The 21,222-nt window shown below is 70.9% G+C and carries 22 protein-coding genes, 1 pseudogene and 1 riboswitch; of the genes and pseudogenes, 14 read left to right on the plus strand and 9 right to left on the minus strand.

All coding sequences use genetic code 11. The features are described 5' to 3' along the window. Positions 1-269 precede the first annotated feature (269 nt). Complete coding sequence (locus Q4V64_RS25055) at positions 270-2,027, plus strand: SpoIIE family protein phosphatase (protein ID WP_124440871.1); 1,758 nt, start codon at positions 270-272, stop codon at positions 2,025-2,027. 144 nt (positions 2,028-2,171) lie between these two features. Further along, entirely contained in the window at positions 2,172-3,380 is a 1,209-nt protein-coding gene (locus Q4V64_RS25060) for a right-handed parallel beta-helix repeat-containing protein (RefSeq protein WP_124440870.1), read from the plus strand. A gap of 63 nt (positions 3,381-3,443) precedes the next feature. Here Q4V64_RS25060 and Q4V64_RS25065 read toward each other — a convergent pair whose 3' ends face one another. After that, positions 3,444-5,768 (minus strand): FlgD immunoglobulin-like domain containing protein, encoded by a 2,325-nt coding sequence (locus Q4V64_RS25065; protein WP_124440869.1) that lies wholly within the window; start codon positions 5,766-5,768, stop codon positions 3,444-3,446. 166 nt (positions 5,769-5,934) lie between these two features. Then, positions 5,935-6,023: riboswitch (ZMP/ZTP riboswitch) on the plus strand. Between the two features lie 30 nt (positions 6,024-6,053). On the opposite strand from Q4V64_RS25065, the gene Q4V64_RS25070 reads away from it, so the two are divergent. Further along, positions 6,054-7,208 carry a phosphoribosylaminoimidazolecarboxamide formyltransferase gene (locus tag Q4V64_RS25070; RefSeq protein ID WP_124440868.1) on the plus strand — a complete coding sequence of 385 codons (1,155 nt, stop codon included), beginning with the start codon at positions 6,054-6,056 and terminating at the stop codon, positions 7,206-7,208. Positions 7,209-7,346: 138 nt separating this feature from the next. On the opposite strand, the gene Q4V64_RS25075 is transcribed toward Q4V64_RS25070, so the two are convergent. Both Q4V64_RS25075 and Q4V64_RS55190 read right to left on the minus strand, forming a co-directional pair. Further along, positions 7,347-7,943 (minus strand): XRE family transcriptional regulator, encoded by a 597-nt coding sequence (locus Q4V64_RS25075; RefSeq protein ID WP_253267031.1) that lies wholly within the window; start codon positions 7,941-7,943, stop codon positions 7,347-7,349. Positions 7,944-8,000: 57 nt separating this feature from the next. After that, positions 8,001-8,093, minus strand: a pseudogene (locus tag Q4V64_RS55190) (XRE family transcriptional regulator); the annotation flags it as partial. Positions 8,094-8,291: 198 nt separating this feature from the next. Between Q4V64_RS55190 and Q4V64_RS25080 the strand changes: the two are divergent. The 4 genes from Q4V64_RS25080 (at position 8,292) to Q4V64_RS25095 (ending at position 10,233) form a co-directional block, all read left to right on the plus strand. Beyond that, a complete protein-coding gene (locus tag Q4V64_RS25080) occupies positions 8,292-8,597 on the plus strand; it encodes a hypothetical protein (protein ID WP_124440866.1) in 306 nt (101 codons plus the stop codon). Continuing rightward, positions 8,594-8,785, plus strand: coding sequence for a hypothetical protein (locus Q4V64_RS25085; RefSeq protein ID WP_124440865.1), 192 nt, complete (start codon positions 8,594-8,596; stop codon positions 8,783-8,785). Before Q4V64_RS25080 ends, Q4V64_RS25085 begins: the two co-directional genes overlap by 4 nt. Then, positions 8,782-9,066 carry a hypothetical protein gene (locus tag Q4V64_RS25090; RefSeq protein WP_216377623.1) on the plus strand — a complete coding sequence of 95 codons (285 nt, stop codon included), beginning with the start codon at positions 8,782-8,784 and terminating at the stop codon, positions 9,064-9,066. Before Q4V64_RS25085 ends, Q4V64_RS25090 begins: the two co-directional genes overlap by 4 nt. Positions 9,067-9,987: 921 nt before the next feature. Continuing rightward, positions 9,988-10,233, plus strand: a complete 246-nt coding sequence (locus Q4V64_RS25095) for a hypothetical protein (protein ID WP_124440864.1) — start codon at positions 9,988-9,990, stop codon at positions 10,231-10,233. A gap of 188 nt (positions 10,234-10,421) precedes the next feature. Here the strand turns inward: Q4V64_RS25095 and Q4V64_RS25100 are convergent, their stop codons facing one another. From Q4V64_RS25100 to Q4V64_RS25120, 5 genes are all read right to left on the minus strand, one after another. Further along, positions 10,422-12,173 carry a copper resistance protein CopC gene (locus tag Q4V64_RS25100; RefSeq protein WP_124440863.1) on the minus strand — a complete coding sequence of 584 codons (1,752 nt, stop codon included), beginning with the start codon at positions 12,171-12,173 and terminating at the stop codon, positions 10,422-10,424. A 231-nt stretch (positions 12,174-12,404) separates the two neighbouring features. Beyond that, on the minus strand, positions 12,405-13,205 hold the full coding sequence (locus Q4V64_RS25105; RefSeq protein ID WP_124440862.1) for an SDR family oxidoreductase: 801 nt from the start codon (positions 13,203-13,205) through the stop codon (positions 12,405-12,407). Continuing rightward, positions 13,202-13,675, minus strand: a complete 474-nt coding sequence (locus Q4V64_RS25110; protein WP_124440861.1) for a cupin domain-containing protein — start codon at positions 13,673-13,675, stop codon at positions 13,202-13,204. Before Q4V64_RS25110 ends, Q4V64_RS25105 begins: the two co-directional genes overlap by 4 nt. Continuing rightward, positions 13,665-14,282 carry a GNAT family N-acetyltransferase gene (locus Q4V64_RS25115; protein WP_124440860.1) on the minus strand — a complete coding sequence of 206 codons (618 nt, stop codon included), beginning with the start codon at positions 14,280-14,282 and terminating at the stop codon, positions 13,665-13,667. Before Q4V64_RS25115 ends, Q4V64_RS25110 begins: the two co-directional genes overlap by 11 nt. Next, entirely contained in the window at positions 14,275-16,761 is a 2,487-nt protein-coding gene (locus Q4V64_RS25120; RefSeq protein ID WP_124440859.1) for a penicillin acylase family protein, read from the minus strand. Before Q4V64_RS25120 ends, Q4V64_RS25115 begins: the two co-directional genes overlap by 8 nt. Positions 16,762-16,838: 77 nt before the next feature. Here Q4V64_RS25120 and Q4V64_RS25125 point away from each other — a divergent pair, with 77 nt between their 5' ends. The 6 genes from Q4V64_RS25125 to Q4V64_RS25150 all read left to right on the plus strand — a co-directional run bounded on the left by Q4V64_RS25125 (position 16,839) and on the right by Q4V64_RS25150 (position 20,093). Next, positions 16,839-17,561, plus strand: a complete 723-nt coding sequence (locus Q4V64_RS25125) for a siderophore-interacting protein (RefSeq protein WP_124440858.1) — start codon at positions 16,839-16,841, stop codon at positions 17,559-17,561. A 24-nt stretch (positions 17,562-17,585) separates the two neighbouring features. Then, positions 17,586-18,170: an HhH-GPD-type base excision DNA repair protein gene (locus Q4V64_RS25130; protein ID WP_124440857.1), complete on the plus strand. Its 585-nt coding sequence runs from the start codon at positions 17,586-17,588 to the stop codon at positions 18,168-18,170. A 195-nt stretch (positions 18,171-18,365) separates the two neighbouring features. Then, on the plus strand, positions 18,366-18,707 hold the full coding sequence (locus tag Q4V64_RS25135; RefSeq protein WP_253267024.1) for a hypothetical protein: 342 nt from the start codon (positions 18,366-18,368) through the stop codon (positions 18,705-18,707). Between the two features lie 51 nt (positions 18,708-18,758). Continuing rightward, a complete protein-coding gene (locus Q4V64_RS25140) occupies positions 18,759-18,881 on the plus strand; it encodes a hypothetical protein (protein ID WP_301184527.1) in 123 nt (40 codons plus the stop codon). 137 nt (positions 18,882-19,018) lie between these two features. Continuing rightward, positions 19,019-19,315: a type II toxin-antitoxin system VapB family antitoxin gene (locus Q4V64_RS25145; RefSeq protein ID WP_003999914.1), complete on the plus strand. Its 297-nt coding sequence runs from the start codon at positions 19,019-19,021 to the stop codon at positions 19,313-19,315. 130 nt (positions 19,316-19,445) lie between these two features. Then, positions 19,446-20,093, plus strand: a complete 648-nt coding sequence (locus Q4V64_RS25150; protein ID WP_253267023.1) for a LytR C-terminal domain-containing protein — start codon at positions 19,446-19,448, stop codon at positions 20,091-20,093. A gap of 13 nt (positions 20,094-20,106) precedes the next feature. On the opposite strand, the gene upp is transcribed toward Q4V64_RS25150, so the two are convergent. After that, positions 20,107-20,742, minus strand: coding sequence for a uracil phosphoribosyltransferase (gene upp / locus Q4V64_RS25155; protein ID WP_124440856.1), 636 nt, complete (start codon positions 20,740-20,742; stop codon positions 20,107-20,109). Between the two features lie 138 nt (positions 20,743-20,880). Here upp and Q4V64_RS25160 point away from each other — a divergent pair, with 138 nt between their 5' ends. Further along, positions 20,881-21,084 carry a hypothetical protein gene (locus tag Q4V64_RS25160; protein WP_172629249.1) on the plus strand — a complete coding sequence of 68 codons (204 nt, stop codon included), beginning with the start codon at positions 20,881-20,883 and terminating at the stop codon, positions 21,082-21,084. Positions 21,085-21,222 lie beyond the last annotated feature (138 nt).

Here is a 21,222-nt window from a genome sequence, read left to right on the forward strand (position 1 = left end):
GTCTTGTCGTGTAATCCGACATTCGTGACGTTAGGTCGGTGCCGAGTCGGTCGCAAGCGGACGTCCGGCTCCCGGCGGGATGTTGCTCCACAGGAGGGGCGCCATCGGCAGCCGGCCCTTACCGCTACGGCCACGCCCTGCGGGTGCGGCGAATGGGTGACTGAGCCAGACTGATGCGAGGCATGACCTCGTCAGGGTGCGGGTCTCGTCAGGGTGCGGGTCTCGTCAGGGTGCGGGTCTCGTCAGGGTGCGGGTGAGGAGGATCCGGCGTGGGCTTTGACCGGCTTCCGCTCAAGTGGCTCTTCTCAGGCACTGAGGACCTGCTGCTGTCCGCCGTGGCGGATGCGCCCGGGGACGTGGTGGAGCAGGCCCGCGAGTACGGGATCCTGCGGAACGTGCTGGACGGCACGCCCGCCGCGGTGGCTGTCCTGGACGACCGGTTGCGCTACCGGTACGTCAACGCCGCGATGGCCCGGATGAGCGGGGTGCCGCCCTCGGCGTTCCACGGCCGGACCATGGCCGAAGTGCTGCCGGGGGTCCGCCGCTCGGAGGAGACCCTGCGCATGGTCCTCGACGACGGACGGCCTCGCACGCTGTCCGTCACGGGGACGACACCGGCCCCCTCACCGTTCCGGCACAGGCAGTGGAGCGCGGTCTACCACCGACTGGAGGACGACGGGCGGGTGTTCGGCCTGTGCGGCATCGCGGTGGAGGTCAGCGGGCTGCGCCAGCAACTGGACGACGTCGAGAAGGCCCATCAGCGGCTGGCGCTGCTGGACACCGCCGCCACCCGGGTCGGCACCACGCTCTGTTTCGAGAAGACCTGTGCCGAGCTGGCCGAGTTCGTCGTGCCGAGCCTGGCCGACAAGGCGTCCGTGTGCACGCTGGAGGAGGAGTCCGGTGACGCGCCGCCGCCGACTCCGGGTGTCGTACGACTGCGCATCCGGGCGTCCGCGGGAGGCCCGGACATCGACCGGCGTCTGGGCCCGGTCGGCAGGGCCGGCGACTACTTCGACGTCCCCCGTGACTCACCGACCCGCAAGTGCCTGGACACGGGCCGCCCTTGGATGGGGAACCTCATCACGGACGACGTGTTGCTCAAGGTGGTGCGGACGCAGTTCAACCTGGAGGTGTTCCGCGCCGCGGAGGTCCACTCCCTCCTCATCGTGCCGCTGCCGACCAAGGGGCATCCGGTCGGCGTCGTTCACCTGAGCAGGGCGGGCGATTCGGCGCCGTTCACGGACGAGGACGTGATCGTGGCGCAGGATCTGGCCGCCCGCGCCGCCGTCGCCATCGACAACGCCCGCCAGTACTCCCTCGAGCACGCCATGGCCCTGGAGTTGCAGCGCGCACTGCTGTCCGAGCCCCGCAGCTCTCATCCGGACATCGAGCTCGCCTGCCGGTACCTGCCGGCGGGAAGCCGCGCGCTCGTCGGCGGGGACTGGTGCGACTCGATCACCCTGCCGTCGGGCCTCACTCTCCAGGTCATGGGTGATGTGATGGGCCACGGGTTCACGGCGGCCGTCGCCATGAGCCAGTACCGCTCGCTGCTGCGCACCCTGGCCGTCTCCGGCGCCCCCGTCGAGCGGATCCTGGAGGAGGCCGACCACCGGGTGGCGAGCATCGGCGTCGAACGGGTGGCCACCTGTCTGCTGGCCCTCATCGATCCCGGCGCCGGCACCTGCACGATCGCCAGCGCGGGTCATCCTCCGCCGGTACTGCTGCACCGGCGGGCCCACGCCGACCTGGTGCCGGTTCCGGCGGGCCCGCCGCTGGGGACCGACCTGGGAGGGCATGAGGCGGTGACCGTGCCCCTGCCGCCCGGAGAGGTGCTCCTGCTGTACACCGACGGTCTGGTCGAACAGCGCCGGATGGACATCGACGCCTCACTGCGACGCCTGACCGACCTCGCCCCTGACGTGGACGGCCCCCTGGAGGACGTACTCGACACCGTCCTCGCCCGCCTGGTGCACGGGCCCACCGAGGACGATGCCACGCTGCTGGCCGCGCGGTTGCGGGGTGCGTGACACGGATCCTGTTCACACATAAGAACAATAATCACGTACAAGTCTATTGACGTGCTCAGAGCAAGAGCTCTAGCTTCCACCTAGAAAGCGCTTTCCCGTCACCTCGTGTACGACCCGCACCCGCACGCACCCTGGAGACGACCCATGCGCCCAAAACCCGTACCCGCCACCCTGTCCACCGGCCTCTCCGCCCTCCTGGCCGGCTTCCTCGTCCTGTCGGCCGGAGCCACCGCAGAGGCCGGCGGTCAGTTACAGGCCACCGACTTATACGTCGCGACCAACGGCAGTGACAGCAACCCGGGGACACTCGCGGCCCCGTTGAAGACGATCCAGCGCGCCGTGGACCTCGCGCAGGCGGGGACCACGATCCAGGTCCGGGGCGGGACGTACGCACCGAGCAAGAACGTTCAGCTGCTCAAGAGCGGCACGGCGAGCCAGCCCATCACCCTGCGCGGCTACAACAACGAGCGCGTGGTCATCGACGGCGAGAACATGCCGTACACCCCGGGAGCGGTGGGCTCGAGCATCCCCCGTGCCGATCGCGGCGCCGTGCACATCGAGGGTGAGTACTGGCGGCTCGTCGGCCTGGAGATCGCCCACGGTCCCTACGGCGTGTTCGGCCTGGACACCAGCGGCAACGTCTTCGACCGGCTCGTCACCCGGGACAACTACGAGTCCGGGTTCCATCTCCAGGGCGCCTCCAGCAACAACCAGATCCTGAACCTGGACAGTTACGGCAACCGCGACCCGCGCAAGAACGGCGAGAGCGCCGACGGTCTGGCCATCAAGGAGGGCTCCGGCAGCGGCAACGTGCTGCGCGGCGCCCGGCTGTGGAACAACGCCGACGACGGCCTGGACTTCTGGATGTTCGACAACTCGCCGATCCTCGTCGAGAACACCCTCGCCTGGGGCAACGGGTTCAACCGGTGGAACCTGCCCGACTACCAGGGCGACGGCAACGGGTTCAAGATGGGCGGCAACGGCGTGGCGGCGAACCACACGGTTCGCAACAGCATGGCGTGGGACAACTCCGCCGGCGGCTTCGTCGACAACAACAACCCGGGCAAGATGAAGATCGAACGCTGCACGGCGTGGGACAATCCGAAGACCGGGTTCAACTTCGACCGTTCCTCCAGCACGCTGACGAAGAACTTGGCGGTGGCCAACGGCACCAACGTCTCGCTGGGCTCGTCATCCACCGGCAGTGGCAACTCCTGGAACCTCGGCGGCACCTGGTCGTTCGTCAGCACCAACGCGGGCACGATCACCGGACCGCGGGCGGCCGACGGCTCCATTCCGTCCTCCACGTTCCTGCGTCCCGGCAACGGTGCGGATGTCGGGGCACGGTTCTGAGCGGCACGCGGGAAGATCCCCAACCCGGAGGAGAGCCTGCCGGATTGGGGATCGCTGACGTCGTCAGGAGCCGTCGGTGACAGTCACAGTGCCGGTCAGGGCGAGGGCGGCGCCGGTACCGTCCTCCGGGCCCGCCGTGAGCTGCCAGGTGTACGTGCCGGCGGCCACGGGCGTGCCGTCGGCGAGCGTGCCGTCCCAGCGGGCCGTCAGGGCGGCGCCGAGGGCGGTGGCGTCGAGCGTGCGCACGATCTTCTTCTTGTCCTTGATCACCAGCTGGGCGCCGGCCGCCGGCTTGGACAGCCGCCACACCGGGTTCCAGGTGGCGCCGGCCGACCGGGCGTAGCCGGTGTCCACCGAAGTGGCGGTCGCCGTGAGCGGCTCGGTGGGGACGCCCGTGGGGACGACGTGCGCCGTCCCGGACGCGTCCAGCCAGGCCACACCGCCGCCGAACTTGTCCACGTCGTGGTTCTTCCAGTTGGAGACCGCGGGCAGGTCCGTCAGCGGCCGGGGCGCGGCGGCCGTACCCGTGTGGAAGTCGGTGAGCCGCAGCTGGGCCGCGGTCGTGTCGTGGTTGACGACGAAGCCGTCGCCGAGCTCGCCGCGCTCGGGCAGGGTGATGTTCGCGCCGGTCTTCAGGTCGTACACGCCGAACGGGGTGGACTCGTCGCCGCCGACGATGTCCTGGCCCAGGCAGTCCCAGTACACCCAGCGTCCGACGGCCTGGATGTCGCGGATCACGCAGGAGGCGCCCACGGAGTACGAGGTGACCGTGCCGGTCGCCAGGTCGCGCGCCTCGATCCGTCCCCCCGTACCGTCCGTGGTCCACAGCTCGGAACCCCACAGCGCCGCCGCCGGGGTGCTGAGCCGCTGCACCACCGTCCCGCCGCCGGGCGCCTCGAAGTCGACGACCACTCGCTCGTCTCCGCCGCCGTACACCGCGTACCGCCCGGCGGCGTCGCGCAGACCGCGGCCGGAGGTCGACGGGGCGGCGCGGTCGAAGGGCACGACCTCGGTGCGGGCGCCGGCCGCGGTGGCGCGGACGAGGACGTCCCGCTGGGTGGCCTCGTCGTACCGGACGTGCACGACGGACCCGTCCCCGCCGCCCAGCGGCTGGCCGTAACTGTCACCGAGGGGAGCGGTGGTGACCTGGGAGCGCTCGCCCGCCGACGGCGTCCCGGTGAGCGTCACCTTCCGCGTCTGGTAGGCGGGGCGCGGCGCGCTGTCCTCCTCCTTGGTGACCAACTGGCCGCCGGCGAGCGCGATCCCGCGCACCGTGGCCGGGACGGCGGGCACCGCGGAGAGCGTACGCAGCGTCAGGCCGCCGTCCGCCGCCACCTCGATCCGGCGCACCGCCCAGTCACCGGCGCCCGCGCCCCCGACCGCGATCGCCCCGCCGCCCGGGATCTGCGCCAGGTCGCCCTGCGCGGCGGCCAGCAGGGTGACCGGCGAACCGCCGCCGAGCGGAGTGGCCTTGAGCGGGCTGCCCTGACGCAGCGGCGGGTTCTGCACGGTGGCGGGCTTGAGCCGCTCGCTCGTGAGCAGCCAGTCGCCGGCCAGCCCGACGACGCTGGTGCCCTCGTCGGAAGTCGGTACGGCCACGGAGGTCTGCGCCCCGGCGGGGTCGTCGCGGCGGACCACCCGGGCCTGGGTCATGCCCGCCTGGTACCAGGCGATGTGGGTGGGCGAGACGGCCGCCTGGATGTTCCAGGACTGGTCGACGGCGACGCGGGAGGAGACGGGTGTGAGAGCGCCCGTGGCGAGGTCGAGGATCCCGAGCGTGCGCCCGTGGATGAACCGCACGACGGCCAGCTGCCCGTCGCCGGCCACGACCGGGTACCGGTCGAACCGCTCCCCCTCCGGCGGGTCGACCGGCGTGTCGACGGTCACGCCGTCCTGGACGCGGAGGATGTGCAGCTTGTCCGCCTGCCACACGTCGTTGAACGAGATCGTCAGCACGGTCGTCCCGAACGAGCCGACGGTGGACTGCCCTTCGGGCACGGTCAGCGACGTCGACTCCCCGGTCGCCGGGTCCCTCAGCTGCACGACCCCGCTCGCGCCGATGGGCACGGGCAGGATGTCCGTGCCGGCGCCGTAGTAGCCCTGCTGGTCCGGCAGTGTGCCGGTGAAGTTCTCGACGGTCCGCTCGGTGCCGTCGTAACCGCGCCACTGATACGACGCCGTGGAGCCGTCGGTCGTTTCCCGTCTGTGCAGGTAGCCGTTGTCTCCGGCCGCATACAGTACGTCCTCCACCGGCTCGTATCTCGCCGGTGCCGTCAGCACGAGCTCCGCCGGCCCGGTGTCCTCCGCATGGGCGATCGGGGGCCCCGCGAGAACCGGTACGGCGGCGACCGTGAGGACGAGGGCGAGACGACGGGAAAAATCGGGCACGCGTTCGAATTTGATGTTCACGTGAATCCCAGCGCACTGTGGGGCTGGAACGTCACAGGTGCCCAACCAGGGTGCAGGGGGCGTGAGTTGCTGCTGCTGTCCGTGGCTGCAGGGGCTTGGCTGCCCGGCTCCCGAGGGCATCCCGGCCGCCACGGCCGATAGAGTTGAACCCGGCCGCGACTGGCGCGGGTGGACAACCACCGGGGAGCGGCCGCGTCTGTTCCGATGAGAGCGTCGACCGCCTGGGCGTCTCCGTCAGCGATGTTCCGCTGAGGAGGCCATGACGTGAAGCTGCGCTACGGAATCAACCCGCAACAGGAAGCCGCGCACGCCGCACCGGTGACGCCCGACAGGTGGCCGGTCCGGCTACTGCACGGGGAACCGTCGTTCATCAACATGCTGGACGCGCTGAACGGATGGCAGCTCGTACACGAAGCCGGCCAGGCACTGGGCAGGCCGGCGGCTGCTTCCTTCAAGCACGTCTCGCCCGCGGGTGCGGCCGTCTCCGGGGCCATCGATGAGGTCACCGCGGAGCTCTACGGAGTCGCCGACGGGGAGGTCGGCGCGTTGGCCAGTGCCTACCTCCGGGCCCGGGACGCCGATCCGAAATCCTCCTACGGCGACTTTGCCGCCGTCTCTCATCCGGTCGATGCCGAACTCGCCGAGCTGCTGACCGGCATGGTCTGCGACGGCATCGTCGCTCCCGGCTACGCGCCGGGCACCATCGAACGGCTCAGCAAGAAGAAGAACGGCCGTTTCCTGATCATGGAGGCGGACGACAGCTTCGTGTCTCCGCGCGAGGAAGCGCGGGAGGTCTTCGGCCTGCGCCTGACCCAACAGCATGATGAGGTGGTGCTGTCTTCCACCCTGCTGCGCGTCGTGGACGACGGCCTCCCTGACACGGCCGTGGCGGACCTGCTGCTGGGGCTGGCAGTCCTGCGCTACACCCAGTCAAATTCCGTGTGCTACCTGCGGGACGGCATGACGCTGGGAATCGGCGCCGGCCAGCAGTCCCGGGTCGACTGCACCCGTCTGGCCGGTGCCAAGGTCGACACCTGGTGGCTGCGGCGACACCCCAGCGTCCGCGCGCTGTCCTTCCGCCCCGGCATCCGGCGCCAGGACCGGATCAACTGGCAGATCCGCTTCATCGAAGGCGACCTCACGCCGGACGAGGCCAGGCACCTGGAGGAGGTGCTCGTCACACCGGCAGGGGAGCTCACCGCGGACGAGCGCGCTCAATGGATTCAATGCCTCGACCGGGTGGCTTTCGCCTCCGATGGCGCCCTGCCGTTCCGCGACAACGTCGACCATGCCCACCGCCACGGCGTTCAGTACATTGCGGAGCCGGGAGGATCCATCAGATCCGACGAGGTCGAGGAAGCCTGCCGCGAGCACGGGATCACGCTGGCACGCACCGGGCTGAGGCTGTTCCACCACTGACGGTCATTCCGAACGCGAGAATCGATCCCCGGGCCGGGTGGCAGCTCTCCCAGCCCTGCGGCCCGGAAGCGAGATTTCAAGCCCTCGCCAGACGAGCGGTCAGCCGTCTTTGTGTTGTGCCACGCTCGGCACAGACGGCTAAGATTCTGCGGGCATGCTGTCCACCTGTGCGCCCCTGGTCCACAGTTCCTCGGCGTGTTCTGCGAACCGGTCGAACATCCCGCTGTTGTCGTGCTTCCGAAGGTGCAGGAGTGGCGAGTCGTGACCGACCAGCCGCGCGAGATGCGGAGTGACCAACGCTTCATTGTCGAAGCGGAACACTGACAGAGACACATGGTTCACTGCATCATCCGGTGCAGAGAAGCGCGTCTCCAGTCCCTCATACACGCCCAGCTTGCCGAGATGCTCAAGGGTGATGCGGATACGCGTGGACACCGAGAGCGCAACGTCTTCGATTGTTTCGCGCTTGCGGGTCACCTCTCCGTTCGGGTCGCCGAGCAGGAATCGCACGCGACAACCGGCATCCAGTTTCTTGCGCAGTGTCTCAACGAAAGCAGGCTGGTCGAGCCACAGAAAGTAGTTCGTGTATCCGGCGAAGAACAATTCTTCCGTGGCATCGGCAACCAACTCGCCCCACACGGTGGAAGGGCACGCAGACCTATAGGGGTAGGAGTGGATGATCTCCCGGTCACCACCGGTCTTGATTCGATCCTTTACCACTTTCGGCCAGATCATGTCTTCGTCAACTCCCAACGCCTTGCAGGCGTCTTCCCGGTTTCTGGCGTGTGGGATGAGTTCCGGGTCCGCAACCCATCGTTCAACGGTCTTTCCGGAGACGCCCACACGAGCCGCGAGTTGCCGTGGCGATAAACCGGCTGTCTGCATAGCTGATCTGAGCGCCGTATTCAAGGCTTCCCCCAGGGACGTTTGGGCGTTCTTCCACCGTACCGCCGAGGCGTTCCAACTGTCGCTGCGTCACGGCAAATACGTCCCATATGGGGCGTCAACGTGGTCGGACGCAAGCACCCCCGCGACCGTGCGACCGGTCCGGGGGCATGGCCGACGCTGCGAAGGAGCGCCAACATGCGATTCGTACCACACGCACTCGAACGGGTGAGAGCCCTCCTGTTCGGGACACGGAAATCCGACGGGCACACGCCCCCCGACCAGCGCACACAGGCGCCCGTGTATGCGATGCAGCCGTCGCCGGAGATGTGGGGCGCCGTGCTTGCGCTCGCGCGTCTGCGCCGCGCCGGACGGGTCCCCGCCCCGCTCGATGACCAGCACGGCCAGGACGCGACACACCCCCTCGTCCGGGCCTACGTCCTCCGACCCGACGAACGCCGACGTGCCCCGTACGCATGGCAGTTGACGGAGGTGAACCGATGAACGAAGCCAAGGTCGAGTCACGCGTGCGGACTGCCGAACTGCCGATGCTGCGCGCTTACCGCCTGTGGTTCGAGCACACCCGCAAGCGCGAGGGCTGCAAGGGCGTCCCCAAGGCGCAGGAAGGCTGCGAGTCGGGGCGGGAACTGTGGGGCGCGTACCGCCTCGCGCGCGTCGGAGGGACGTCATGACCTGGGAGATCAAGCGCACCCCGAGGAGCTGTGTGCACCGCACCGACGATGACCACATTGCCGTTCCCCTGCGGGTGTCTCGGAATGGGCACCACTCGACAGATGCTGAGCCGAACTTGACCCTGGCCGACGCTGAGCACCTGCACGCGGCGCTGTGCCGCGCCCTCGACGACCAACCGGCGCCCCCGAACGCGCCGGAGTGCCGCAGCGGCGCAGGCACTGTCGACGCGCTGAGTTCCAAGGTGGCCGAAGCGAACGGGCGCAGCAGGAGATCGCTATGACGCGTTCGATCATCAAGGCTGCTGAATGGACGCTGGGGCCGGCAGAGGGCAACCCCTACCGTGAGATCGACACCCAGGGCGCCTGAGCGCGCCTGCACGACCTGCATCCCCCGATGGCTGCCGCTTCCGGGGGGTGGCGTCCCGCCGCGTGGTGTAGCCATCCGGACTGCCGGACTCCGGGCGACTGCCCGAGGCCACCACCCCGGGTCACGACGCGATCTGCGCGGAGGCCCGGACGCTCACCCAGTGATTGGCAGATCTGTTCCACCGGCACGGCCACCTCACCTGGGGTTTTCCTTCGCGGGGGTGGAACAGATCTGCCAATTTCCCCTCCATGACTTTCCGGGGCGCTGCGAGGCGCAAGGGCAGCAACGTGTGACCCCCGTACCGGCCCCCGATCCGGTACGGGCCAAGTCCCCAACTGTGCCTGTTGTCGGCTCAGTTGGGGGCACTCGTTGGGCGAGCCCCGTGCGATGCGGAGACCTGCCCTGGCAGTCGGCGACGAGTTGCCCTGCACGATCGGCTGTACGGCCAGGCCCGGCTCGAACGTATGGGTGAGGAAGTTGACGCGCTTGGGCGTGGATTTCCACATCGGTGTACCGGTCGGTGAACTCCGGGCCGGTGAGTTCGTCGCGGGCCATCGCCTCGGCTTCGTCCTACAGCCACGACGTCAGTCGGAACAAATACGGGCACCTGCAGTACGGTGCCCGGGGCTACAAGGTCTCGTGGACGAAGTACCGGTCCAGCGGCAGCAGCTGCGACGGTGTGAAGGTCCGCAGCGGGAAGGCCATTCTGCCCACCAAGGAAGTCGGCTCGAAGTATTGGGAAACCGCCTCATGACTTCATCGAGCGCCAGGGCGTGGCTGAGTCGAGCTGACCAAGCAGGCCCAGTCCGCTCTCGCCGCTGTTCACGACGGGCGGATGATCGAGTCCGGGGTGGAGCGGGTGACGGACGGTGTACACACCGAACCCTTCCTGAGCAAGGGGCAAACGTACCGGCTCAACGTGGTGTGTGTCGGCACGCGCAGCGCTCAGCTGGAGTTCGCCATCTTGGCCAGAAGACTCAAGTCACCCCCGCTTCGTACGACCCGGCCGGCCCACGCCACTGCCATCCGGCGGCTGGAGGTCAAGGCGCGTGGGGACGCCGCGGAGGGACGCGCCGCCTGACCCGGCCCCCGCGGCGGCCATCCGACGGACTTCCGAACTCGGGTGTGACCGTCCAGATCAGGGCTGATGATCCTGCAGGGCGTCTTCATCGCAGTGTTCGGAGTGCTGGGGGTCGCATGCTCGCCCCAGTCGCGTCATCACTGCGTTCAGCCCACACGGCGCACCGCGGCGAACCCCAGCCCCCCGCCCTACCCGATCCGCACCTCCGCCGACTCACTCACCTGATCGATCTCCGACACCCGCACCGTCACCTTCATCGTCCACTCCCCGGCGATGGGCAGGTTGAGCGCGCTCGTCCCCCAGTAGCCGCCCTGGTCGGTCAGTTCGGCGTCGATCGGGCCGATGTCCTGGGCCGGGAGCGTGAAGGAGAGGCGGATTTCGGGGACGGTGGACAGCAGGCCCTCGGAGTCGAAGACCACGGCCTGGACCGAGTTGTCGCCGGTGCGCCCGGGGTCGAGGGTGATCTGGACCTTGCCCTGGCCGCCGGGGGTGCCGGCGTCGAAGGGGACGGTGGTGACGGACGCGGCGGGCAGGCCGGTCGCCGGGGTCGCCGTCGCCGCCTCGGCCGCCGCGCGGCCGGGGAGTGTGCCGGTGAGGATCGTCGTGATCACCAACACCACTACGCCGACGCCGACTTCGGCGAGTACGGAGCGGCGCAGGCCGCGGCGGTACGGGTCGTTCGCGGAGGGGGCGACCGGGTCCTGCGGCGGCAGCGGCGGGCCCCCCACCGGCTCCGGCACCCGTTCCCGTACGACCGCCTCGGCGTCCACCGCCGCGTCCTCCGTCACCAGCCGTGCCGTCCACTGCCGTGAGAGCCACGCCGCCGCCAGCACGACCACCACCGCGGCCAGCTTGGCGAGCAGGAGCTTGCCGTACGAGGTGTCCGTGAACGCGGACAGGGAGCCGAGGCCCCGCCAGGACTGGTAGACGCCGGTCACGACGAGGACGCTCACGCAGGCGAAGGCGAGCCGGGAGAAGCGGGCGACCACGTCGGCGGGCATGGCGGACGGCGACCGGTACAGCGTGGTGAGCAGGGCCATCAGGCCGCCGAGCCACGCCGCCATCGCCAGGACGTGCAGCACGGAGGAGGTCATCGCCGCGGGCACCTGGATCCCGGCGGAGGCGTGCTCCCCGGCGGCCCAGGTCACCGCCAGGCCGACGGCGAGTGCGCCGCCCGCCGCGGACCAGGTGCGCGACCACGACGATCCTTGCCCCAGCAGTCGTACGAGGAGGAAGGCCGCCGGCGGCAGCAGGGCCAGCCGGGCCAGCAGCACCAGGCCCGGGCGGCTGGTCAGGGTGTCACCGAGGGCCGAGGTGTCGAAGGCGGCCGCCGGGCCGGTGCCCGTCTCGTAGGGGGCGCGCAGCAGGAGGAGCAGCAGTGTCGATCCGAGCAGCGTCCACCAGCCCGCCCACAGGGACCTGCGCAGCGGGGCGGTGTCCGGCGGGCGGCAGACGGTCACGAAGACGGCCGTGCCGATGAGCAGGGCGGCGGCGAGGTAGGCGAGGTAGCGGGCGATGTTGTAGAGGCTGGCGGTCGCCGGGTCCTCGACCGGGCCGGTGTCGACGGCCGGCGGTGTCGGGGAGGGTTTGCCGACGGAGAAGGTGAAGGCGCCGCCGACGGGGTGGCTGTCGGCCGACACCACGCGCCAGGCCACCACGTAGGTGCCCTCGGCGAGTTCGTCGGGCAGGGTCACCCGGGCCGTGTCGGAACCTTCCGGGGCGTGCCGCGCCTTGCCGAGGTCCAGCCGCCGGTTGTCGGGGTCCAGGACGCGGAAGGAGTCCTTCAGCAGGCCGACGGACTCCGTGAAGGTCAGGGTGATGTGGCGGGGCGCCGACTTGAGGACGGTTCCGTCCTCGGGGTCGGTGGCGCTGAGGGCGGCGTGGGCCGACGCCGGTCCCGCGCCGCCGAGGAGCAGGACCAGCAAGGTGCCCAGCAGCACCAGCCCTTGAAGTCGCCGACGCCCGCGCCGCCGGGGTCCGCTTCGTCGGCCTGCGCTGCGCTCAACGTCACACCCCACGTCAGTTCTCTCCGTCTTGTCTCTCCGCCTTGGGACTCTCCGCCTTGGGACTCGCCGCCTCGGGACTCGCCGCCTCGGGACTCGCCGCCTCGGGACTCGCCGCCTTGGGACTCGCCGCCTTGTGGAGAGGTACGGACGCAGACGAGGGAACGCTCACCACGTGGGCCGCGCCGACACCCCTCCGTCCACGACCAGGTCGTGCCCGGTGATCCAGGTCGCGAGCGGCGAGGCCAGGAACACGCACGCGTCGCCCACGTCCTCCGGCCGCCCCAACCGGCCCAGCGGCGCCGCCCCCTGCCAACGCCGCACTCCCTCCGGCCAGTCCCGCGCCAGCCCCTCCCGGGCGATCAGGCCGGGCGAGACCGTGTTGACGCGGATGCCGTACGGGCCGTACTCCAGGGCAGCCGCCCGCGCGTGCGCGACCACGGCCGCCTTGGACGCGGAGTAGTGGGCGTGGTCGACGGCCGGGTGACCGGCCTCGATCGACGCGATGTGCGTCACCGAACCGCCGACCCGGCCCTCGCCCTGCTCCCGCATGACCTCCGCGGCCGCCTGCGTGCAGGCGAAGACGCTCGTCAGGTTGGCGTCCACGACCGCCCGCCACTCGGCCGCCGTCATCCCGGGCAGGGCCCGCGTCGGCTGTACGCCCGCGTTGTTGACCAGCGCCGACAGCCGTCCGCCCGCCCACTCGGCCGCCTCCCGGACCAGGCGGCGGCAGCCGTCCTCGTCGGTGAGGTCCGCCCGCAGTACGACGGCCCTGCGGCCCAGGTCCCGGATGCGGTCCGCCACTTCGCGCGCCGCCTCCATCGCCGTACGGCAGTGCACGGCGACCGCCGCGCCCTCCTCGGCGAACCGCAGCGCGATGCCCCGTCCGATGCCGCCGCCGGCGCCGGTGACCAGGGCGACCTGCCCCTCCAGCAGCCCTGTGGATCTCACGGATGTCACGGATCTCATGGCCGGCACAGTCCCGCGATCCGCTCGGCCTCCGCCGGATAGCGCGCCGTCAACTCCCCCACGTCTCCGTGCTCGTAGTCCTCGAAGGTGAATCCGGGCGCCATGGTGCAGCCGAAGAGGGTCCACGCGCCGCCCGCCACGACCCGTCCGCCCATCCAGGTGCCGGCGGGGACGGTGAGCTGCGGCTGCTGGCCGGCGAGGATGTCCGGACCCAGGACGGCCGTGCTCGACGTGCCGTCCGGGGCGAGGAGCAGCATCTCCAGCGGGTCGCCCCGGTAGAAGTGCCAGATCTCGTCGTGGGACAACCGGTGCAGGGCCGAGAAGTCGTCCGAGGTGAGCAGGGCGACGATGGCCGTGCCCTCGGGCCGGCCGTCGGCGCGCTCGGGGCCCGCCCAGGTCTGCCGGAACAGCCCGCCCTCGCGGGGGATCGGTTCCAGTCCGTAGTGGGCGATGAGCTGGTCAGGCGTCACCGGGAAAGGCTACCTCGCGCTCGAGAAACGCGAGTTGGGCGTGCTTCTTGGGCAGGCACACGTCCGGGATGTCGATCTCCGGCAGGACGACGGCCGGGCCCGCCGTGAACCCCTGCTTCAGGAAGCGGGCGATCGCCTTCTCATTGCGCACGTCGGGGTCGACGACGATCCGCTCGCGGTCCAGGCCCAGCAGCACGTACGAGGTGACGGCGACCAGCAGCGCCGACGACCAGCCGGACCGCCCGCCGCCCGGTCCGGCGGGCGCCAGCAGCAGGTGGATGCCGATGTCGCCGTCCCGCACCTCGTAGCACTCGCTGACGCGGTCGGCCTCCGGCTCGTAGGTCTGCAGGAGCGCGGCCGGTTCGCCGTCCTTCACCACCAGGTAGGCGTGGTGGGTATCGAGAGTGTCCAGGTGCGCGTAGATCTCGGCGACCTGGTCCCGGGTGAGGCCGTTCATGCCCCAGAAGGCGGCCCGCTGCTCGCTCACCCACGCGTGGACGACCTCGGCGTCGGCGTGCGCGTCGAGGGGCAGGACGCGGACGGTGCCGAAGCCGTCGACGGTCCGCTCGTGAACGGGCTCGCGGGTGGGGGCGTACACGTCAGGCATCCTCGTTCTCCTTCTTCAACTGCTGCCAGTCGGTGACGACCGGGACGAGATCTCCCCTGAGCCACAAGGGAAGTTGGTCACGGTGGTGGGGCGAGCCGGGGACGCCCGAGGCACCGAACGGCACCACCCAGAGGCTGTCCTCGCGGCGGGCGAGGTCCCACACGTAACGGGCGGCGGGGCCGCGCGCGCTCAGGTCGGTCCAGCCGGGCACGGCGGAGGTGCACAGCACGCAGTCGTGGTCACCGGACAGGCCGGGGCCCTCGGAGGGCGGGTCGGCTAGTGCCGCGGCAGGCAACGTTTGCCCGTCAAGGAGCGGCGTCCGGTGCGTGCTCTCGGCGTGCCGGGCGCAGGCCCTCGTACTGGATGTACTTGGGTCTGTGCCCGGTGCGGCGAGTGGGGGCACCTCCCACGCCTTTAGGGCAGTGGGGGAGCGTGCCGGGCGTCGCGACGGGGCAAACGTTGCCTGCCGCGGCACTAGGGCCCGCCAGGGGGACAGGCGGTGCGTGTCGCCCCAGGTAGCGGGAAGGTCCCCGGAGGCGGCCACCTCCTCGACGGCCGCGCGGACGGTCTCGGCACGGTCGATGCCGTACAACTCGTCGGCCCGCAGCAGGTGTTCGAGGGCGAAGCCGACGCGCGGGACGAGGTTGAGCCAGGGGAGGAAGACCTCCGGGTAGGCGGGCGGGGTCGTCAGCGCGGCGAACGCCGGGTGCGCCGCGAGACGCCGTACGACCGCACCGCGGACCGCCGCGTACACGGCGGCGTCCGTGCTGTTCGCGTCCATGTGGCGGTCCCAGCGCAGGAGCGCGTCCCTGATGGCGGCGGCCTCGGGGGTCAGGCCGTCCAGCGCCTCCAGCTGGTCCAACAGGGGTACGGCGGAGGCGAGTCGGGTGTCCATGTGGATCACCGGCATGTCCGCGGCCGACCAGCGGTCCCTCTCCGTCAGCAGGGCGGTGATGCGGTCGGCGCGGTGCGGTGGGGCGAACTCGACGCCGAGCGATGTGGCGGGGCCGCGCTGGTTGGCCATCACGGCGATGCCGTCGGTGAGGCCGGCGTACGGCGTCTCGTGCCGGCCCTCCCACCCGTGGCCGGGCTCCCACGCGGGCACCAGCCGGATGCGGTTGGCCTCGGCGCGCAGCGGCACCCGGCCCGCGACCCGGTGCAGCAGGCCGCCCTCGGTGTCGGCGGCCTGGACGACGTTGACGGGCTCGGCCCAGAGGTCGAGGGCACGGTCCACGTCGGCCACCCGGCGGGCCCGCAGCAGCGGGAGCAGGGCACTGAAGCCCAGGTCCTCGGTGACTCGGGGCGGGTAGCGGAGGCTGAGAGCCTGTGTCACATCCCCGGTCGGATCAGCGCGCGGCGTCTGGTGCGTGCGATCGCAAGGCGCCGGAGCGCCCTCGATGGGGGTCCCCCCGCGCGAGGTTGTTCGAGCGTGGGGGAGGAGCCACGTGGGCGGTTCGGCAACGCGGCGAGCGTGCGTGCCAGGCGTCGCGCGCCCGACCGGGGATGTGACACAGGCTCTGTCGGCGACCGGGGTGCCGGAGTCCGGTACCCGGTCGTCCAGGCCCTCGGGCCCTCCGATGATCACCGGTCCCCGGTCCGTCTCGATCACCTCGACCTCGACCGGCTCCTCGCCCGCCACCTCGACGGTCTCGGTGTGCCGGGCGGCACGCCGCCAGACGCCGTCGGGGCCGAGGGCCTCGACACCGGCACCCGTGCGCCGCAGCCGCTCGCGGTACAGGTCCTGGTAGTCGGCCATGGCGTTGGTGATGGCCCAGGCGACCGTGCCGGTGTGGCCGAAGTGGGCGATGCCGGGGACGCCCGGGACGGCGAGGCCGACGACGTCGAACTCGGGGCAGGAGAGGTGGATCTGCTGGTAGACGCCGGGGTCCTCGATGAAGCGGTGCGGGTCGCCGGCGATGACGGCGTGGCCGGTGGTCGTGCGCTCCCCGCTGACCAGCCAGCCGTTGCTGCCGGAGGTGCCGGGTCCGTCGGTGGCGAAGAGCGCGACGGCGTCCGCGCCGAGGTGCTGGACGACCTGTTCCCGCCAGAGCTTGGCCGGGAACCCGGCGAAGAGGATGTGGGTGGCCAGCCAGACGCCGAGCGGGGTCCAGGGCTCCCAGCGGCCGGGGGCGAGGCCGACCCGGGCGAACTCCGGTGCCGTGGCCCTGTCCAGCCCGTCGTTGACACCGTCGACGTACGCCCGCACCCAGTCCGCCGTCTCCGGGTCCCGTCTCTCCAGGGAACTGAAGCAGCGTCTGGCCGTGTCGTCCAGGCGGGCCCGTCTCGCGAAACCGTCCCAGGCGAGGGCATCGGTGCCGAGGAAAGCGGCCGAGGTGCCCTGTGCCCGATGGCGCTCCACCTCCAGCTGCCAGGCCCGGTCGAGGGCGGTCACGCGGCCCTGGGCACGGGCGAGTGCACGCGCGCTGTCCGCGCGCAGGTGGGGTATCCCCCAGGCGTCGCGGTAAATCCCGGTGATCACCCTGCGCCCCCGCTTTCCTTTAGGTTAGGCTTGCCTAAGTAATGATGAGGGGATCGTACGCGAAGGGTGAAGCCGCGATGGGGCAGGGGCACGGCTGGGAGGGCGCGGTTCTCAAACTGCTGCGCGCGAAGGACTTCGTCCTCACCGTGACCGGCGCCGAGGACGTCACCGAGCACTACCGGCGCGTCCACCTCACCGACGGCGGCATGCCGGCCGTCACCGGCGTCCACCCCACGATGTGGATACGGCTCTGGTTCGGCAACGCGGGCAAGCCCCACCAGCGCGCGTACACCCTGGTCGACCCCGACCCGGCGGCCGGCACCCTCACCCTGGAATTCGCACTCCACGAGGGGTGCGCAAGTGACTGGGCGCGGGCAGCGAAACCCGGCGACACCATCGAGGCGACCGTGCACGGGACGGGCTTCCAGCGGCCCCAGCCCGATCCCACGCACGTCTTCGCGATCGGCGACCCGGCCTCGCTGCCCGCGCTCAACTCCCTGCTCGACGCGCTGGACAGCGCCCCGGCGACCATCTGGTTCGAGGGCGCGGTGGACGGCCTTCCGTGCCGCGCCGACGCCACCCGGCACGACCTGCGGCAGGTGCCCCGACGGGACTCCGGCGCCCACCTGATCACCGAGGTGAAGGCGGACCTCCCCGCACTGCTGGCGGCCACCCCCGACCCGTACGTGTGGATCGCCTGCGACACGGCCACGACCCGGACCCTGTCGTCGTACGTCCGCAAGGAACTCGGCGTGCCCAAGCAGCGGACGCACGCGCTGGGGTACTGGCGGGCGAGCTGACCCCGTACGCGCGATGATCGGGGCATGGACGTCACCCTTCACCTCGCCCAGGACCCTGAGGCCGACGCGCTCCTCGGGCGCTCCCCGCTCGCCGCGCTGGTCGGGATGCTGCTGGACCAGCAGATTCCGATGGAGTGGGCGTTCAAGGGGCCCTCGACCATCGCCCGGCGGATGGGCGCGGACGACCTGGAAGCGCACGAGATCGCCGCACAGGACCCGGAGGCCTTCGCGGCCCTGCTGTCGGACAAGCCCGCCGTGCACCGGTACCCGGGGTCGATGGCCAAGCGGATCCAGCAGCTGTGCCAGTACCTCGTCGAGCACTACGACGGCAACGCCGAGCTCGTCTGGGAGGGCGTCGACGACGGGCGCGAGCTGCTGAGGCGGCTCCAGGAACTGCCCGGGTTCGGCAAGCAGAAGGCGCAGATCTTCCTCGCCCTGCTGGGCAAGCAGCTCGGCGTGCGCCCCGAGGGCTGGCGCGAGGCCGCGGGCGCCTACGGCGAGCCGAAGTCCTTCCGCTCGGTCGCCGACATCACCGGGCCCGAGTCGCTGACCAAGGTCCGGGCGCACAAGCAGGAGATGAAGGCGGCGGCGAAGGCCGCCAAGCCATAGGCCGAGTAGCCGCCAAGCCACAGGCCCAGTAGCCGCCAAGCCACAGGCCCAGTAGCCGCCGGGTCTTGGGCCGGCCCAGTAGCTGCCGGGCTTGGGCCGAGTGGCGGTCATTGGGCCAAGCAGCGGTCCGCCGATCGGGCGGATCTCGCTATTAGTGCGATGAACGACATCGGTGTCACGGGGAGAGGAACTCCCGTGAGCACCGCACCGCAGGCCCCCCGTGTCGCAGGTCGGCATGCCTGGCCGCGGTTGCTCATACTTCTGCTCGCCCTGCTCGTGCCGAGCGCTCACGTGGGAGCGCAGGCGGTGCCCGCCGCCGCGGTGGCGGGCGAGAGCGGCGCCGCGGCCTTCGAGTACGACGCCCTCGACACCGTGCTGCGGCCGGCCGCGCGAGGCACGGCCCGTCCCGTCGCACCGCTGCGTCCCGCGCCCCTCCCGGATGCGGAGCCCGCGGCCCCCGCCGCCCGCCCCCTGCCCGTAACGCCGCGCACTCCGCACGCCCTGCACGCCCTGCGCACAGTGGTCCTGCGCTGCTGACAGAACCGGTCCGCCTCCCGGTTCCATCAGTACGACGCAAGGAACACAGACATGCCGATCGACCCGTACGCGGCCCTGCGCGCCCTGCTGCGCGCCGAGGCCGCACGCAACACGCCCAAACCGCGGGCGAAGGAACCGAAACCGCAGCGGCCCCCGGAGAAACGGGACCGCTGAACCTGCGGCGGAGGCGGGCCCCCGTCTCCGCCGCGCTGCCCGATCTGACCGCTATACGACGTAATCCACACATACTCGCCAGCGCGGGCCGAGCCGGGAAGCTGCGCCCGGAGAGGCTTGCCCGGTAGGCTTTCCGTGTGATCTTCAAGCGCATCGGAAACGGCCGGCCGTACCCCGACCACGGCCGGGAAAGCACCCGGCAGTGGGCGGATGTCGCGCCGCGCCCGGTCCGCCTCGATCAGCTCGTGACGACCAAGGGCCAGCTCGACCTGGAAACCCTGCTCGCCGAGGACTCCACCTTCTACGGCGACCTGTTCGCGCACGTGGTGAAGTGGCAGGGCGACCTGTACCTGGAGGACGGCCTCCACCGCGCGGTGCGGGCGGCGCTGCAGCAGCGCCAGGTGCTGCACGCGCGCGTCCTCGAACTGGACTGAGCGTGCTCGCACAGCTGATGTGACCGTTGATGTGACCGTCCGGTAAAGGCTTGGCCCTTTCGGGTTCTCCTGTGCGGCGTCCAATGATCATCTAGTAGGCATCGCCGCCCGGGCGCACTACGCTGCGCCCATGAGCATGCTGACTCCCCAAGGCATGGGCCGCCAGTACCGGATCAAGGGGAACAAGTACCCCCGGATGCGTCGGCCCCGGCGGCGCGGCAGGCTCGCGGTCGGGCTGGTGGCCTCCGTCGCCGCCCTCGGACTGATCGGCTGGGGCACGCTGCAACTCATCGACGTCTTCACCGGCGGCGACAAGGCCACCGCGGCCGGCACCAAGGCGGACTGCGCCAAGCAGGCGACCCCGACCCCGTCCGCGTCCGCCCGTGCGGCCACCCCGGTCAAGCCCGGTCAGATCACCGTCAACGTGCTCAACGCCACGCCCCGCATCGGCCTGGCCAAGAAGACCGCGGACGAGCTGAAGAAGCGCGGCTTCAAGATCGGCGACGTGGGCAACGCGAGCAAGGAGTACGACAAGAAGGTCCCCGGCACGGGGATACTGCTCGGCCCCGCGTCCTCCCTGAAGACCTCGCTGCCCGTCCTGGCCACCCAGCTCAACACGGCCGAACGCCGCACCGACGCCGCCCGCAAGGGCGACACCCTCGACCTCATCCTCGGCACCAGCTTCAAGGACCTGAGGAACAGGGCGGACGCCGACAAGGCACTGGCCGCGCTGGCCGCGCCCCAGCCGACGTCCACGTCTTCCGGCAAGGCCTGCTGAGCGGTCGTACGACCTACTCCGCCGCCCCGTACAGCCGGTCCCCCGCGTCGCCCAGGCCCGGGACGATGTAGCCGTGCTCGTTGAGGTGGTCGTCGACCGCGGCCGTGACCACCGTGACCGGAGCGCCCGCGAGTTCACGCTCCATGATCTCCACGCCCTCCGGGGCCGCGAGGAGCACCACCGCGGTGACGTCGTCCGCGCCGCGCTTGATCAGCTCGCGGATCGCCGCGACCAGGGTGCCGCCGGTGGCCAGCATCGGGTCCAGGACGTACACCTGGCGGCCGGAGAGATCCTCCGGCATCCGCGTGGCGTACGTGGAGGCCTGCAGCGTCTCCTCGTTGCGGATCATGCCCAGGAAGCCCACCTCGGCGGTCGGAAGCAGCCGCATCATGCCGTCCAGCATGCCGAGGCCGGCGCGCAGGATCGGCACGACCAGCGGGCGCGGGTGGGAGAGCTTGACGCCCGTGGTCGAGGCGACCGGCGTCTTGATGTCGACCTGTTCGGTGCGCACGTCGCGCGTGGCCTCGTAGGCGAGCAGGGTGACCAGTTCGTCGGCGAGACGGCGGAAGGTCGCGGAGTCGGTGCGCTGGTCGCGCAGCGTGGTGAGCTTGTGAGCGACCAGGGGGTGGTCGACGACGTGGAGACGCATGGGCCTAACAGTAGCCGGGCTCCATTAGCCCTTGTGCTGGCATCAAACCGCCCGTCAGAGGGAAAGTGGGAGGGACGTACTGGGTGGTCCGTACCGGGTGGTCCGTACCGGGGTGGTCCGTACCGGGGTGGTGTGCCTATGCCTGACCTGCCTGACCTGCCTGACCGCGAAACCCGAGAAGACGCGTCGCCACAGCAGGCCGACGCCGCGCGCAGGCGGCGCCGGGCCCAGTTCCTGCGCGATCTCGCCGAGGCCCGCGAACTGCGGGACCGGGTCCAGCCGCGCCGCGCCAGGACGGCCCGGCTGAGGCACGCGATGCGCATGCGGACGTTCCGCTGGTAGCACCCCGGCGAGGGCGGTGACACGCCGAAAGGGCTACGGCAAAGCTGCGGCCGGGGGAAGATCACAGGACGCGCGGACGTTACTTCGGTGGCCGTGCGTGGACGCCTGGAAAAGCCGCGTACGATCCGCTGTTGGCGG

Source organism: Streptomyces sp. NL15-2K, from assembly GCF_030551255.1.
Classification (GTDB): Bacteria; Actinomycetota; Actinomycetes; order Streptomycetales; family Streptomycetaceae; genus Streptomyces.